Here is a 15,889-nt window from a genome sequence, read left to right as displayed (position 1 = left end):
GACCGGATTGCGGTCAGCCGACTCCACTGCCACCACCGCACGACCCGCCGCGCCCTCAGCTCCTCCTGTCCGGCCCGGCCGATCAACGGCAACCACCAACACCCCCGCACAAGCCGGATCGCGGTCATCCGACTACACCGCCCGCCCCGCCCAGCAGCCCGTCCAACAGCCCGGCAGGCACCCGCGGGAACGCCGGCACGCCGAACGGGAACGCCGGGTCCGCCACCGCCGCTCCCGGCGGGATCGGCAGGCCGCAGCCCGCGACCACCACCTCGTCGGCGTGCCCCGGCCCGACCGGCTCGGCGCTCAGCCCGGGGCGCAGGAGCCCGACCGCTTCACGACGGCACCTCGTCCGGTGTCGGGTAGGACGGCTGGGCGCCCCGCCTGGTCACCGACACCGCCGCCACGCGCGCCGCGTAGCCCGCCGCCGCCTCCAGCGACCGGCCCGCGGCCAGGCCGGCGGCCAGCGCGCCGGCGAACGCGTCGCCCGCCCCGGTCGTGTCGACCGGCCGCACGGCCGGCGCCGGCACCTCGACCACACCGGCCGGCGTGACCACCGCCGCGCCGCGCGCGCCCAGCGTCACGACGGCCGAGCGCGGACCCAGGTCGAGCAGCCCCGCGAACGACCCGGCCAGCTCCAGCGCCTCGTGCTCGTTGACGACCAGCGGGTCCAGCAGCGCCAGCGTGGCCGCCGGGACCGGCGTCACCGGGGACAGGTTCAGCACCGGCCGCACCCCGCGGGAGGCCGCCGCCGCGACGGCGTGCACGACGGTGTCCAGCGGCACCTCCAGCGAGCACACCAGCACCTCCACGCCGTCCCACGCCAGCGCGTCCACGTCGGACACCGACACGTCCGCGTTGGCGCCCGGCGCGACGACGATCGAGTTCTCCCCGTCCGGCGTCACCGTGATGTACGCCAGGCCGGTCGGCCGGGCCGAGGTGCGCACGCGGGAGGTGCGCACCCCGGCCGCGGCCAGCGAAGCCCGCAGCAGTTCCCCGTACCGGTCCGGGCCGACCGCGCCGACCAGCGCCACGTCGCACCCCAGCCGCCCGGCGGCGACGGCCGTGTTCGCGCCCTTGCCGCCGGGCATGACCACCGTGTCACCGCCCAGCACCGTCTCCCCGCCACCGGGGCGGCGGGGCACCGCCACGACGAGGTCCGCGTTGGCCGAGCCCAGCACCAGCACCGTCACTTCCTGAACTCTGCCAGGTTCTGCTTGGTCACGACCTTCACCTCGACGTCCACGACCTCCTGGACGCCCTCGCCGCGCGCGGCCTTCACCGCCTGCTCGACGGCCTTGCGGCCGAGCACGTCGGGCTGCTGCGCGACGGTCGCGACCATCGTGCCGTCCTCGACGGCCTGCAGGGCGTCCGGCGTGCCGTCGAAGCCGACCACCTGGACGTCCTTGCCGGCCCGGTCGCCCAGCGCCTTGATCGCGCCCAGCGCCATCTCGTCGTTGTCGGCGAACACGCCCCTGATGCCGGGGTTGGCCTGGAGCAGGTTGGTCATGACGTCCAGGCCCTTGGCCCGGTTGAAGTCCGCCGGCTGGCTGGCGACGACCTTGATGCCGCCCGAGTTCAGCCCCTGCTCGAAGCCCCGGCCGCGGTCGCGCGTGGCCGAGGCGCCGGGGATGCCCTGCAGGTGCACGACGTCGCCGCCGACCGCGCGGCCCAGCTCGATCGCGGCCAGGGTGCCGCCCTGCACGTTGTCCGACGTCACCTCGGAGGCGACCTCGCCCTCGTCCACCGTGCGGTCCACCGCGACCAGCGGGACGCCCGCGTTCGCGGCGGCCTTCGCGGCGGGCGCGGCCTGCTCGGAGTCGACCGGGTTGATCACGACCGCCTTGACGCCCCGGGTGGTGAACGCCTGCACCTGGTCGACCTGGTTGGTGGCGTCGTTCTGCGCGTCCACCACGGTGAGCCGCACGCCGAGCTCGGCGGCGGCCTTCTCGGCGCCCTCCTTCAGGGCCACGAAGTACGGGTTGTCCAGGGTGGAGATGGCCAGGCCGATGGTGATGTCACCACCACCGCCCCCGGTCGTCGTCCCCGAACCGCACGCGGTCAGCGCCAGGGTGAGGGCTGACAGCGCGGCGACACCGCGGAACTCCATCTGTCTGCTTCCTTTCATCGGGTGCGGCGGCGGAGCGTGTCCAGCAGGACGGCCAGCGCGATCACGGCGCCGATCGCGACCTGCTGCCAGAACGGGGAGACCTGCAGCTGGTTGAGCCCGTTGCGCAGGACGGCCAGGACCAGCGCGCCGACCAGCGTGCCGGTGGCGCGGCCGACGCCGCCGGACAGCGACGCGCCGCCGATGACGACGGCCGCGATGGCGTCCAGCTCGTAGCCGACGGCGGCCTGCGGCCCGGCCGAGGACAGGCGGCCGGCCAGCAGCATCCCGGCGACGGCCGCGAACAGCCCGGACAGCGCGTAGACGACGAGCTTCTGCCGCCGCACGTCGATGCCGGACAGCCGCGCCGCCTCCTCGTTGCCGCCGATGGCGTACATCGCGCGGCCGGGGTAGGTGCGCGTGAGCACGAACCCGGTGAGGCCGTAGAAGACCAGCATCACCAGCAGCGGCGCCGGCAGGTACGGCGCGAGGTCGGCGCCGAGGGAGCTGACGACGTCCGGCGTGGCGAGCGGGCTGCCCCGCGACACCACGAGGGTCAGGCCGCGCGCGACGCTGAGCACGGCCAGCGTCGCGATGAACGCGGGCAGCCGGCCCCAGGCCACCAGCGCGCCGTTGACCAGGCCCGCGACCACGCCGGTCAGCAGGCCCAGCAGCAGGGCGACCGGGCCGGGCAGGCCGGCCCCGGCCGACGACCACGCGCCGACCACCGCGGACAGCGCGGCCACGCTGCCCACCGACAGGTCGATGCCGCCGGAGACGATGACGAACGTCGACCCGAACGCCAGCACCGCCACCACGGCGGCCTGCACGCCGACGTTGAGCAGGTTCCGGGCGCCGAGGAACGCGGGCGCGAGCACCGACAGCGCCACCACCAGCACCAGCAGGCCGGCCAGCGCGCCGTTGTCGGCCAGCACCCTGCGCGCCGACCCCCGCCGCCTGCCGCCCGCCACCGCGCTCATGCCGCGGGCTCCCGGACCGCCAACGCCATCACCTCGTCCTGGGTCGTGCCCGCGGGCAGTTCGCCCACGACCCGGCCGTGCGCCATCACGACGACCCGGTCGCTCATCCCGATCACCTCGGGCAGGTCGGACGACACCAGCAGCACCGCCCGGCCGGCCGCGGTCACCCGGTTGACCAGTTCGTAGATCTCGACCTTCGCGCCGACGTCCACGCCGCGCGTCGGCTCGTCGAGCACCAGCACCTTCGGGTCGGCGAGCAGCCACTTGCCGATGACGACCTTCTGCTGGTTGCCGCCGGACAGCTCGCGGACCCCCTGGTCGAGGCCGGCGGACCGGATCCGGAGCCGGTCCGCGATGTCCCGGGCCCGCCGGCGCTGGCCGGCGCGGTCGACCAGGCCGGCGCGCGCGGTCCCGCGCAGCGTGACCAGGCCGAGGTTGTCCCCGACGGTCGAGGGCAGCACCAGGCCCTGGCCCTTGCGGTCCTCGGGGACGAGCCCGAGGCCGGCGCGCAGCGCCGCGCGCACGTCGTGCCGGGGCAGCGCCCGCCCGGCGACCTCGACCCGGCCGGAGTCGTAGCGGTCCGCGCCGAACACCGCGCGCACGACCTCGGTGCGGCCCGCGCCGACCAGGCCGGCCACGCCCACCACCTCGCCCGCGCGGACCTGGAACGACACGTCGCGGAACGCGCCGGCGCGGGTCAGGCCGTCGACCCGGAGCAGGACCTCGCCGAGGTCCCGGCGTCGGCGCGGGTACTGCTCGGCGATGGCGCGGCCGACCATCAGCTCGACCATCCGCCCGACGCTCGCGTTGCCGGGCAGCACGCCGACGCCGCGACCGTCGCGCAGGACCGTCACGCGGTCGGCGATGCGGCGGACCTCGTCCAGGTGGTGGGTGATGAACACCAGGCCCACGCCCTGCCGGCGCAACCCGGCCATGATGCCCAGGAGCCGGTCGGTCTCGGCGCCGGTGAGCACGGCGGTGGGCTCGTCCAGCACCAGGACCTGCGCGTCGAGGTCCAGGGCGCGGGCGATCCCGACCATCTGCCGCTGCGCGACGCCGAGGTCGGCGACCGGTGTGTCCGGGTCGACGGCCAGGCCCACGCGCTCCAGCAGCCCGGCGGCCCGCTGCCGCATCCGCGCCCGGTCGACGAGCCCGAACCGGCGGGGCGGGCGGCCCAGGAACAGGTTCTCGGCCACCGAGAGCCGCGGGACCAGCGCGAGCTCCTGGTGGATCACCGCGAGGCGGACGCCGGGGGACCGCTCGACGGTCCCGCCGTCCGGGGCGTGCACCCCGGCCAGCACCTTGACCATCGTCGACTTGCCCGCACCGTTCTCGCCGAGCAGGACGTGCACCTCGCCGGACCGCACGTCGAAGTCCACGCCGTCGAGCGCCTTGACCCCGGTGAAGCTCTTGGTGATGTTCCGGGCGCTAAGCAGCACCGGTCGCCTCCCCGCAGGAACCGCGCGCCACGAGGCGCGCGGTGAGCCGGACGTCGGCCGGCCGCTCGCCCGCGACCAGCGCGAGCAGGCTCCGCGCGGCTTCCCGGCCCAGTTCGGCGGTGGGCTGGGCGACCACCGTGATCGGCGGGTCGAGCAGCGGGAACCACGGCTGGTCGCCGTAGACCGCGAGGCCCACGTCGGCGGGGACCCGCAGCCCCCGCCGGCGCAGCTCCTCCAGCGCGCCCAGGCCCATCAGGTCGTCCATCGCGACCAGGGCGGTGGGGCGGTCGGGGCGGTCGAGGAGGTCGGCGGCGGCCCGCGCGCCGCTGTCGCGGCGGAGGTCGCCGTGCACGACGACCGGCTCCAGGCCGCCGCGGGCGAACTGCTCCAGCCGCTCCCGGCCGGCACCGGCGGGGCCCGCGATCACGCCGACGCGGCGGTGGCCGGCGGACCTGAGCGCGTCGGCGAGGTCGGCGAGGGCGCGGGCCCCGTCGGCGCGCACCACCGGGCAGGTCGTGCCCCGCACCGCGCGGTCGAGCAGGACCAGCGGGACGCCGCGCGCCGCCACCTCGGCGAGCCGGTCGGGGTCGTCGGTCGCGGGGCAGACCAGGAGGCCGTCGACGCGGCGGTCGAGCAGCGTGCGGACGTGGGCGGCCTGCCGGTCGGCGCTCTCGTCGGTGCCGGCGACGACCACGCAGAACCCGTGGGCGCGCGCCTCCTCCTCCACCGCGCGGGCGACCTCGGCGAAGAACGGGTTGGCCAGGTCTCCGACGATCAGGCCGAGGGTCCGGGTGGAGGTGGTGCGCAGCGAGCGGGCCAGGGCGTTGGGGCGGTAGCCGAGCTCGTCGACGGCCGCGAGGACGCGGGCGCGGGTCCGCGGGGTGGGCGCGGCGTGGCCGTTGAGGACCCTGGAGACGGTCGCGGTCGAAACCCCGGCGTGCTGCGCCACATCCTTGATCGTAGTCACGCTGAGCGCCCCCTCGGTTACGCGTTAACGATTGCAGGAGGCAGTTAATCGTTTTCACGGGGATTGCCGTCAAGTTGCTCGATTCAGCACCCGTGACCTCTTCGGTACGCGGCTTTGAGTAGAGGTACGGATTCGGGCACGCCCGGTCCGGGCGACCCTGGTCGCATGACTGGACCGGACCCCCTGATGCGGCTGGCGGACGAACTCGGCCACCTCGGCCGCCGCCTGGAGGCGGTGGGGCTGGAGCTGCGGAACGTCGGCGGCACGGCCACCACCACGGCGCCGCGTCCCGCCGACACCGCTCCGACCGCACCGGCACCGACCGCACAGCCGACCGGGCAGCCGACCGCACAGCCCACCGCACAGCCGACCGGGCAGCCGACTCCGACGACCCCGACGGCCTCCGGACCGACCGCGCAGCCGACCCGATCCGCCCCGGCCGCCGAACCCGCGTCCGCCGCGGCGACCGCAACCAGCTCGACCCCGACCGGCCCGACCGCGACCGGCTCGACCCCGACCGGCCCGACCGCGGCCGGCTCGACCCCGACCGGCCCGACCGCGGCCGGCTCGACCCCGACCGGCCCGACCGCGGCCGGCTCGGCCCCGACCGGCCCGACCGACGGGCGCACCGGCCCGATCATCCCGCCGCGCGGCCAGTCGACCGCGCCCACCACCCCGCCCCACGGGCAACCGACCGCGTCCGCCGTCCCGCCCCACTGGCAGCCGACCGCGCCCGCCGCTCCGACCCACGGGCAGCCGACCGCGCCCGGCCCGACCACTCCGCCGCCGGGCCGGCGGCAGGCGCCGGCCGAGCCGCCGGCGCAGCCGTGGCACGCCTGGAGCGCCCCGCCACCACCGCAGGCCCCGTGGACGGCCCACCAGCCGCCGCCACCGCCGCCTCCGGGCCCCTCGCTGTTCGACCGGCTCAGCCGGCCCGGCGCGGGCAGCAAGCTGCTCGCCTGGGTCGGTGGCGCGATCACGCTGCTCGGCGTCGTCCTGCTCCTGATCCTCGCCGTGCAGCGCGGCTACCTGGGCCCCCTGCCGCGGGTGGTCGGCGGCGCGGTGCTCGGCGCGGCCCTGGTCGGCGTCGCCCTGCGCCTGCACCGCACCGAGACCTCCCGCACCGGCGCGTTCGCGGTCGCCGCCACCGGGTTCGCCGTGCTCTACCTGGACGTCGTCGCCGCGACCTCGATCTACGCCTACCTGCCCGAGGGCGGCGGGCTGGCCGCCGGGCTCGCCGTGGCCGCCGCGGGACTGCTCCTGGCGATGCGCTGGGACTCGGCCCCGTTCGCGATCGGGGTCGTGGCCGCGTGCGCGGTGTGCGCGCCGATCCTGACGGCCGGCTTCACGCCGCTGCTGGTGGCGTTCCTGCTGGTCCTCAAGATCGCCGCGAGCCCGGTCCACCTCAAGCGGGACTGGCCGCCGCTCGCCGTCACCGCCGGTGTCCCGCCGCTGCTGGCCGCGGTCCTGACCATCGGCCGGACCGACGACCCGCTGGTGCTGTCCGGCGTCGCGCTGGTCGCCGCCCTGGTGGGCGTGGCGGCGGCGGTGCTGACCGCGCGCGTCCGGCCCGACGACCTCACCGCGTTGGGCCTCGCCGTCGGCTCGCCGATGCCGGCGCTGCTGACCACGGCCGTGCTCGACCGGCAGTGGGGCGCCGGGCTGGCGGGCGTCCTCGCGGTGGTGCTGCTGGCCCTGTGGGCGTTCGGGCGGCGCGGCCTGCCGGCGCCGTTCACGGCGGGCGTCGGCTCCGTCGGCGTGTTCGCGCTGTTCGTCGGCACGGCCATCGCCCTCGACGGCAGCGCGCGGGCCGCGGTGGTGCTGGCCGAGGCGCTGGTCCTCGCGCTCCTGGCCCGGCGGCTGCGCTCGCGGGGGCCACTGGTCGGGGCCACCGCGTTCGGCGCGGTCGGGTTCGTCCTGGCGGTCGCCGACGCCGTGCCGCCCCGCCTGCTGCTGGACGGCCCGTGGCGGCCGGTCACCGACGGCGCGCTGGTGGCCGGCCTGCTGACCGCGCTCGTCCTCGGCCTGGTGGCGATCGCGCTGCCGTGGGCGGCGGTGCGGCTCGGCGTCCTCGGCCGGACCCCGCTGCCGTGGGTGGTGCTCGCGCTCGTCGTGCTCTACGCGGCGGCCGGGGTGGTCCTGTGCGGCGCCCTGTTGGTATCGCAGAGCGTGACCGGTTTCGTGTTCGGCCACTCCGTCGTGACCGTCTCCTGGGCGGTGGCCGCGCTGGTCCTGCTGGTGCGGGGCATCGACGTGCGGTCGCTGCGGGTGGCCGGGTTGGTGCTGGTCGGGGCCGCGGTGGCGAAGCTGCTGCTGTTCGACCTGGCCGCGCTGGACGGCATCGCCCGCGTCCTGGCGTTCATCGGCGCGGGCCTGGTCCTCCTGACGGCGGGCACCCGTTACGCCAAGTTGGTGGCAACACGACGAATTTCGGCCAATTCGTAGCTGTCGGGATCCAAAACCACCCGCTTTGCGTCAACCTGGTGGTAGTTCTACGTCGTCGGGGCGCAGACCACCGGTGCAACGCACCGGCAGGGGTCCGGCGTCGGTCGTTTCGCCCCCCGAGCGACCGGCGCCGGGCACACAGGCGGGCTGCCGCCCGCTCCGCCGTCGCGGGCGGCAGACGACTCACCCGATCCCCGGAGAATCACCCGGTCCGGCGAAGAAATCACCCGCCGGTGGCTGTGAAGTGGAAGGCCGCCGCCAGGGGTGTTGCTATTCGCGCATGTCCCCAAGGCGAGTGGTCCTCGGTGTCGCGGCCCTGCTCGTCTGCTCGCTGATCACCACGCAGGTCCCCGGCCCGGCCGTGCTGACCGCCGCCGGCCGGGCGGCCCCGCGCGCCTACGTGGTCGGCCGCAGCGGGCAGCTCCAGGTGCTCGACACCTCCGACGGCACGGTCGTGGCCCGCGCGGACACCGGGGCGTGGGCCACCGGCGCGGCCGTCGAGCCGGGGGGCGGGCGGGTCTACGTGGTCAACGGCTGGTCCGGTGTGATCACGGCGGTCGACCCGGGCAAGGGCGTGGTCGGCCGCATCCGGACCGGCGCGCAGCTCGCGCAGGTCGTCCTCCGGCCGGACGGCGAGCGCCTGTACGTCACGGGCGGCAACGTCGTCGGGGTGGTCGACCCGGAGCAGTTCCGGTTGATCGCCACCATCCCGGTGGGCAGGCAGCCGCAGGGCATCGCGGTCACCCCGGACGGCCGGGAGCTCTACGTCGCCAACACCCAGGACGGCACGGTCAGCGTCCTGGACACCAGGTCGGCCACCGCGATCACGACGGTGGCGGTGGGCGGCCTGCCGCAGCACGTCGCCGTCGCCCCGAACGGGCGGGAGGTCTACGTCAGCTCCCTCACCCTGCCCGACGAGGAGGGCTCGGTGACCGCGATCGACACCACGACCAGGCGGGTCCGCTGGACCGCCCCGATCGGCAAGGGCGCGGGGGCCGTCGCCGTCACCCCGGACGGCAGGCGCGTCTACGTGGCCCTGGACCGGGGCGTCGCCGTGCTGGACACCACCACCCGCACCACCCGGGAGGTGGACTTCCGAGCACGCGGCCTGGCCGTGCCGCCAGGCGACCGCCGGGTCTTCCTGGCCGCCGGTGGCAAGGCCGTCGTGCTGGACAGCGCCGACGACTCGGAACTGGCCACGTTCCACCTCAGCGGCCTGGACACCGACGGCCAGGACTTCGACGCCACAGCCGTGGCCTTCGAGCCCTGACCCACCCCGAACCGGCTCACGCTTTCCACTCTCGGGCCGCACACCCGGCTCCGGGTTTTCGGCACGCCCCCGTGCAGACCGGTGCCTTCGTGTTCTCCCCGTATGGCCTGCCCGGAGGGCTACCATGCTTTTCTGGGGGGTGCAAGCACGCTTTTCGCTTGCACCCCCCAGAAAAGCATGGTCGTCTTTGACAGGTCATGCGGGGGGAACACGACCGCTGTTTCTTTTCCTTCTCCTTGGCGGCCTGCCTGTCCGGCGAGGACTCTTTAAAGCTCTTCAGCCTCGATCGGTACAGCACCAATTGGATCCGTACCGCACCAGTTCTTACCCGGCTCGGTGCGCGACCCAAGTATGAAGAGCGGCCGAGAGGCCCCCAAGGAGGAGAAAAAGCAAGAGCGGTCGTGTTCTTCTCCCCGCACGGCCTGCCGAAGGCAATCGCATTTGTCGGGGGGTGTCAAGCGAAGAGCGTGCTTGACACCCCCCGACAAATGCGATCGGGCTGCGCCCAGGCCGTACGGGGAGGAGAACACGAAGACACCGGTGTGCGCACGAGGTGCACCACCGCTGTGCGCAAAGCGCACGAGGTGCGCCATCGCCGCGTGCGGGCGCGCGAGGTGCACCGCCCCGGGTGAGGAGCGCGCGAGGTGCACCGCCCCGCGTGCGAAGCGCAAAAAGTGCGGCACCCCCGCGCGAAGCGCAAAGGTGCCGCACCCACGAGTCGAAGCCGCGAAAGCGGACCCCGGCGCCCGCCCCTAAACCCGGGCCGGCACCTTCTCCTCCTCCGCCGGCGGCGCGTCCTCGTGAATCGCCATCCGCTGCTGGATCCGGCGCAGCGGGCCGGGCGCCCACCACGCCGCGTCGCCCAGCAGCTTCAGCACGGCCGGCACCAGCAGCATCCGCACCACGGTCGCGTCCAGCGCCAGCGCCAGGATCATGCCGACGCCGACGAACCGCATCATCGTGATCTGCGAGAACGCGAACGCGCCGGTCACCACGATCAGCAGCAGCGCCGCCGCGGTGATCACCCGGCCGGTCTTGGCCAGGCCCGCCGTCACGGCCTCCTCGGTGGTCGCGCCGCGCCCGCGCGCCTCGACCATGCGCGACAGCAGGAACACCTCGTAGTCGGTGGACAGCCCGAACACCATGGCCGCCATCAGCACCACGATCCCGGATTCGAGCGGCGCGGGCGTCACGCCCAGCAGCGACGCGCCGTGGCCCTCCTGGAACACCCACACCAGCACGCCGAACGTGGCCGACAGCGACAGCGCGCTGACCACGACCGCCTTGATCGGCAGCAGGACCGACCCGAACGCCAGGAACATCAGCACGAACGTCGCGCCGACCAGGAGCAGCACCATCCAGGGCAGCTTGTCCTTGATCGCGTCGAGGCTGTCGGACACCACCGCCGTGCTGCCGCCGACCAGCACCTCGGCCGACCCCGGCCCGTCCAGCTCCCGGACCTCCCGCAGCGCCCGCTTGGACTCCTCGCTCAGCGCGTCCTGCTCCAAGCCCGCGTTGAGCAGCCACGCGCCGCCCTTCGGCTCGGCCGCGACCCGCGCCTCGCCGACACCGGGCACGTCGGCGACCCGCGCCGCGAACGCCTGCACGTCGGCGCTCGACGGGTCGCCGGTGAGCACGATCCTGAGCCCACCGGTCGCGACGCCGGAGAAGTCCTCGTTGATCGTCTCGGCGGCCACCCGCACGGGGTTGCCCTCGGGCAGCACCTTCTCGGTGACCTCGCCGAACCGCACGCCCAGGAACGGCGCGCCGAGCGCCACCAGCACGGCCACGATCGGCACCGCGAACAGCACCGGCCGCCGCATCACCCGGCCCGCCAGCCGCCGCCAGCCCTCCTCCGACGGCGCGCCGCGGCGCTTGCGCCACGGCAGGGCGAGCTTGTCGACGCGGTGCCCGAGGACGCCCAGCAGCGCGGGCAGCAGGGTCAGCGACACCACCGCGGCGATCGCGACCGCCGACATGCCGCCGTAGCTGAGGGACTTGAGGAACCCGTGCGGGAACAGCAGCAGCCCGGACAGCGCGATGACCAGCAGCGTCGCGGAGAACACGACGGTGCGGCCGGCGGACATGACGGTCCGCCGCACCGCGTCCTCGGTGCCGCGGCCGGCCGCCAGCTCCTCCCGGAAGCGCCCGACCATGAACAGCCCGTAGTCGATCGCCATGCCCAGGCCGAGCAGGCTGGCGACGTTGACGGCGAACGAGTTGACCTCAGCGCCGAACGAGATGGCGTGCAGCACGCCCAGCGAGCCCGCGATGGCGAGGCCGCCGACCAGGACCGGCAGGGACGCCGCGACCAGGCCGCCGAAGATGATCACCAGCAGCACCAGCACGATCGGCAGCGACACCGCCTCGGCCTTGGTCAGGTCCGACGACGACATGTCGTTGATGGCCTTCTGGGTCGGCACGAGCCCGCCGACCTGGTCGGCCACCCCGTCCACGGAGAGCTGGTCGGCGATCCGCTCGTACTGCTTGACGTGCGTGTTCGAGTCGCTGCCGCGCAGCGTGATCGAGACCAGCGACTTGCCGGCCTCGGGCGACGGGAACGGCGGCTGCACCTGGAGCACCGCGTCGGAGGGCAGGCCGGAGAGCCGGTCGCCGATCCTGCGCAGCTGCTCGGGGTCGACGGTGTCGTAGACGACGACCACGTCGCCGCCCTGACGGCCGAACGCGTCCTGCGCCGCCTGGTTCGCGCGCGCCGACTCGCTGGCCGGCGCGTCGTAGCCGCCTTGGCTGAGCTTGTCGAACACGCCGAGGCCCCACACACCACCGGCCACCGCCAGCACCACCGTCGCGATCAACACCACCCATCGGCGGCGGTACGCCAGCGATCCCCAGTTCGCGAACACGCGTCCTCCCAGGCTGATGCGTTACGGTGACGTGAAAGGCGTCAACTGTTGTGAACACCGTTCACTGGTTGTGCCCGACCGTACGCGCGGTGAACACCGTTTACAACCCGATGGGGTGACATATGACGCAGGCCACCCGCCGCGAGCGGCTGCGCGCCGAGACGGAGCGTGACATCCGTCGGCAGGCACGTGCCCTCCTCGTGGCGAACGGCCGGGACGCGGTCACCCTGCGCGCCATCGCCCGGGAGATGGGCATCACCGCGCCGGCGCTCTACCGGTACTACGACTCGCGCGAGGACCTGCTCCACCACCTCGCCGACGACATCTGCACCGACCTCGCGAGCGAACTCGACGACGACCTCGCCGCCATCCCGGACGACGACGTCACCGCGCAGGTCCACGCCGTGTGCCGGGGCTTCCGCCGCTGGGCGCTGGCGCACCCGCAGGAGTTCGCCCTGGTGTTCGCCTCCACCGAGGACACCCTCGGCACGTGCGCGCCCGACGCCGACCAGCAGGTCGGCGACCAGTTCGGGCGGGTGTTCCTGGAGGTCGCGGGCCGGCTCATCGCGAGCCACCCGATGACCGGGGCGCAGGAGCAGGACGTGCCGGAGGGCCTGCACGCCGACCTGGAGGCGTTCCGGCGCATCCTGGTCGACACGGTCGGCGCGCGCGGCGGCCACGCCGACGTCGACCGGCTGCCGCTCAGCGCGGTCTACCACATCACCCAGTCGTGGGTGCGGCTCTACGGGCACGTGGCGCTGGAGGTGTTCGGCCGCTTCCCGTTCGCCGTGTCCAACCCCGAGCCGATGTTCGACTCGATGCTCGCCGAGATCATGGGCGGCCTCGGCCTCGCCGACCCGTGAGCCCGGTGGGGCCGCCCCGCGCCGGGGCGGCCCCGCCGACCGCTACAGCACCACGTTGACCAGGCGGCCCGGCACGACGATCACCTTCCGCGGCGCGGCGCCGCCCAGCAGCTCGGCGACCTTCCCCTCGGCGAGCGCCGCCGCCTTCACCTCGTCCTGCGACGCCGACGCGGCCACCACCACGCGGGCCTTCACCTTGCCGTTGACCTGGATCGGGTACTCCACCGAGTCCTCCACCAGGTACTTCTCGTCGGCCCGCGGGAACGGGCCGTGGGCCAGCGACTCGGCGTGGCCCAGCTTCGCCCACAGCTCCTCGGCCACGTGCGGCGCCAGCGGGGCCAGCAGCAGCACCATCGGCTCGGCCAGCGCCCGCGGCGCACCGCCGGCGTGGTGCTTGGTGACGAAGTTGTTCAGCTCGATCAGCTTCGCGCCCGCCGTGTTGTAGCGCAGGTTGCCGTAGTCGTCGTGCACGCCGGCGATCGTCCTGTGCAGCAGCCGCAGCGCTTCCTCCGACGGCTCCTCGTCCACCACCCGCAGCTCGCCGGTCTCCTCGTCGACCAGGTTGCGCCACAGGCGCTGCAGGAACCGCTGCGCGCCGACGACGTCCTTCGTCGCCCACGGGCGCGACACGTCCATCGGGCCCATGGACATCTCGTACAGGCGGAACGTGTCCGCGCCGTAGCGGGCGCACATCTCGTCCGGCGTCACGACGTTCTTCAGGCTCTTGCCCATCTTGCCGTACTCGCGCCGCACCTCCTCGCCCTCGAAGAAGAACTTGCCGTCGCGCTCCTCGACCCCCTCGGCGGGGACGTACGCGCCGCGCGCGTCGCTGTAGGCGTAAGCCTCGATGTAGCCCTGGTTGAACAGCCGCCGGTACGGCTCGTCGCCGGACACGTGGCCCAGGTCGAACAGCACCTTCTGCCAGAACCGCGCGTACAGCAGGTGCAGCACCGCGTGCTCGACACCGCCGATGTACAGGTCGACGCCGCCGGGGTCGTTCGCGCCGTGCTCGGCCGTGCGCGGCCCCAGCCAGTAGCGCTCGTTCTCGGCGTTGACGAACCGCTCGGTCTCCGTCGGGTCGACGTAGCGCAGCTGGTACCAGCAGGAACCGGCCCAGTTGGGCATCGTGTTGGTCTCGCGGCGGTACTTCTTCCGCCCGTCGCCCAGGTCCAGCTCCACCTCCACCCAGTCGGCGGCGCGGGACAGCGGAGGCGACGGCTCGGAGTTCGCGTCGTCGGGGTCGAACGTCCGCGGCGAGTAGTCGTCCACGTCGGGCAGCTCGATCGGCAGCATCGACTCGGGCACGGCGACCGGCGTGCCGTCCTCGTCGTAGACGATCGGGAACGGCTCGCCCCAGTACCGCTGGCGGGAGAACAGCCAGTCGCGCAGCTTGAACTGCACGGTGCCCTCGCCGCGGCCGTGCTCCTCCAGCCACGCGATGATCGCCTTCTTGGCCTCGTCGACGTCCAGGCCGTCCAGGAAGCCCGAGTTGATCGCCGGGCCGGCGCCGGTGTACGCCTCGCCCTCGAAGCCCTCGGCCGGCTGCACGGTCCGGATGATCGGCAGGTCGAACGCCTTGGCGAAGTCCCAGTCCCGCTGGTCCTGGCCGGGCACCGCCATGATCGCGCCCGTGCCGTAGCCCATCAGCACGTAGTCGGCGACGTAGACCGGGATCTCCGCGCCGTTCACCGGGTTCACGGCGCGCGCGCCGGTGAAGACGCCGGTCTTGTCCTTGTTCTCCTGGCGGTCCAGCTCCGACTTGCGGGAGACCTCGCGGCGGTAGGCGGCGATCGCGTCGGCGTGCTCCGGCGTCGCGATCGCGTCGACCAGCGGGTGCTCCGGGGCCAGCACCAGGTACGTCGCGCCGAACAGCGTGTCCGGCCGCGTGGTGAACACCTCGACGTCCCGGTCGCCGACGGCGAACCGGACCCGCGCGCCGTGCGACCGGCCGATCCAGTTGCGCTGCATCGACTTGACCTTCTCCGGCCAGTCCAGCCGGTCCAGGTCGTCGATCAGGCGGTCCGCGTACGCGGTGATCCGCATCATCCACTGGCGCAGCGACCGGCGGAACACCGGGAAGTTGCCGCGCTCGCTGCGGCCGTCGGCGGTGACCTCCTCGTTCGCCAGCACCGTGCCCAGGCCGGGGCACCAGTTCACCGGCGCCTCGGACAGGTAGGCCAGCCGGTGCTCGCCCAGCACCCCCTGCCGCTCGGCCGGGGACAGCGCGTCCCAGGCTCGGCCGTCCGGCGTGGGCCGCGCGCCCCGCGCGAACTCGGCCTCCAGCTCGGCGATCGGCCGCGCCCGGCCGGCCCGCTCGTCGTACCAGGAGTCGAAGACCTGCAGGAAGATCCACTGGGTCCACTTGTAGTAGCCGGGGTCGATCGTGGAGATCCGGCGGCGCTCGTCGTGGCCCAGGCCCACCCGGCGGATCTGCCGCAGGTAGGTCCGGATGTTCTCCTCGGTGGTCTCGCGCGGGTGCTTCCCGGTCTGCACGGCGTACTGCTCGGCGGGCAGGCCGAACGCGTCGAAGCCCATGGTGTGCAGCACGTTGCGGCCGGTCATCCGGTGGTACCGGGCGAACACGTCGGTGCCGATGAAGCCCAGCGGGTGCCCGACGTGCAGCCCCGAGCCCGACGGGTAGGGGAACATGTCCTGCACGAACAGCTTGTCGGCCGGCACGTCGCCCCGGAGCGGGCCGACCGGGTTGGGCGCGTGGAACGTGCCGCGCTCCTCCCACTCCCGTTGCCACCGCTGCTCGATCTCACCGGCCAGTTCGGCGGTGTAGCGGAAGGCGGGCGTCTCGGCCGCCGCGTCGGTGCTCATCTCCGGGCTCATCTCCGGTTGTCCCTTTCGATTGCCGGCCCCTGACATGACGAAACCCCCCAGCCCAGACGGGCATGAGGGGTTGCCGCGCCGACCCCGTCTACGAGGGTCCGCGCGGCTAGATAAGGAGC

The 15,889-nt window shown here is 74.1% G+C and carries 11 protein-coding genes; 3 read left to right on the top strand and 8 right to left on the bottom strand.

Annotation, left to right across the window (positions count from 1 at the left end; translation table 11 throughout):
- Positions 1 to 124 precede the first annotated feature (124 nt).
- Genes JOE68_RS15300 through JOE68_RS15280 form a run of 6 tightly spaced genes read right to left on the bottom strand, consistent with a single transcriptional unit; the run spans position 125 to position 5,493 of the window.
- A complete protein-coding gene (locus tag JOE68_RS15300; RefSeq protein ID WP_204846117.1) occupies positions 125 to 322 on the bottom strand; it encodes an RbsD/FucU domain-containing protein in 198 nt (65 codons plus the stop codon).
- Positions 323 to 335: 13 nt separating this feature from the next.
- Complete coding sequence (locus JOE68_RS15295) at positions 336 to 1,187, bottom strand: ribokinase (protein ID WP_204846116.1); 852 nt, start codon at positions 1,185 to 1,187, stop codon at positions 336 to 338.
- A gap of 2 nt (positions 1,188 to 1,189) precedes the next feature.
- The gene (locus JOE68_RS31215; RefSeq protein WP_239562253.1) at positions 1,190 to 2,110 is read right to left on the bottom strand and encodes a substrate-binding domain-containing protein; all 921 of its coding nucleotides are present in this window, start codon (positions 2,108 to 2,110) and stop codon (positions 1,190 to 1,192) included.
- 14 nt (positions 2,111 to 2,124) lie between these two features.
- A complete protein-coding gene (locus tag JOE68_RS31210) occupies positions 2,125 to 3,087 on the bottom strand; it encodes an ABC transporter permease (protein ID WP_239562252.1) in 963 nt (320 codons plus the stop codon).
- Complete coding sequence (locus tag JOE68_RS15285; protein ID WP_204843015.1) at positions 3,084 to 4,526, bottom strand: sugar ABC transporter ATP-binding protein; 1,443 nt, start codon at positions 4,524 to 4,526, stop codon at positions 3,084 to 3,086. Before JOE68_RS15285 ends, JOE68_RS31210 begins: the two co-directional genes overlap by 4 nt.
- The gene (locus JOE68_RS15280) at positions 4,516 to 5,493 is read right to left on the bottom strand and encodes a LacI family DNA-binding transcriptional regulator (protein ID WP_204843014.1); all 978 of its coding nucleotides are present in this window, start codon (positions 5,491 to 5,493) and stop codon (positions 4,516 to 4,518) included. Before JOE68_RS15280 ends, JOE68_RS15285 begins: the two co-directional genes overlap by 11 nt.
- A 165-nt stretch (positions 5,494 to 5,658) precedes the next feature.
- Between JOE68_RS15280 and JOE68_RS15275 the strand changes: the two genes are divergently transcribed.
- Positions 5,659 to 7,938: a DUF2339 domain-containing protein gene (locus tag JOE68_RS15275; protein WP_204843013.1), complete on the top strand. Its 2,280-nt coding sequence runs from the start codon at positions 5,659 to 5,661 to the stop codon at positions 7,936 to 7,938.
- 280 nt (positions 7,939 to 8,218) lie between these two features.
- Positions 8,219 to 9,208 carry a YncE family protein gene (locus JOE68_RS15270; RefSeq protein ID WP_204843012.1) on the top strand — a complete coding sequence of 330 codons (990 nt, stop codon included), beginning with the start codon at positions 8,219 to 8,221 and terminating at the stop codon, positions 9,206 to 9,208.
- A 752-nt stretch (positions 9,209 to 9,960) separates the two neighbouring features.
- On the opposite strand, the gene JOE68_RS15265 is transcribed toward JOE68_RS15270, so the two are convergent.
- Entirely contained in the window at positions 9,961 to 12,072 is a 2,112-nt protein-coding gene (locus JOE68_RS15265) for an MMPL family transporter (RefSeq protein ID WP_204843011.1), read from the bottom strand.
- 122 nt (positions 12,073 to 12,194) lie between these two features.
- Here JOE68_RS15265 and JOE68_RS15260 point away from each other — a divergent pair, with 122 nt between their 5' ends.
- Positions 12,195 to 12,935 (top strand): TetR/AcrR family transcriptional regulator, encoded by a 741-nt coding sequence (locus JOE68_RS15260; RefSeq protein WP_204843010.1) that lies wholly within the window; start codon positions 12,195 to 12,197, stop codon positions 12,933 to 12,935.
- 42 nt (positions 12,936 to 12,977) lie between these two features.
- On the opposite strand, the gene leuS is transcribed toward JOE68_RS15260, so the two are convergent.
- Positions 12,978 to 15,758, bottom strand: a complete 2,781-nt coding sequence (gene leuS / locus JOE68_RS15255; protein ID WP_204843009.1) for a leucine--tRNA ligase — start codon at positions 15,756 to 15,758, stop codon at positions 12,978 to 12,980.
- Between the last annotated feature and the right edge of the window lie 131 nt (positions 15,759 to 15,889).

Origin of the sequence: Saccharothrix algeriensis (assembly GCF_016907655.1) — a bacterium.
Lineage (GTDB): Bacteria > Actinomycetota > Actinomycetes > Mycobacteriales > Pseudonocardiaceae > Actinosynnema > Actinosynnema algeriense.
The sequence above is the reverse complement of the archived record's forward strand: the minus strand, read 5'-3'. Positions and strand labels throughout refer to the sequence as shown.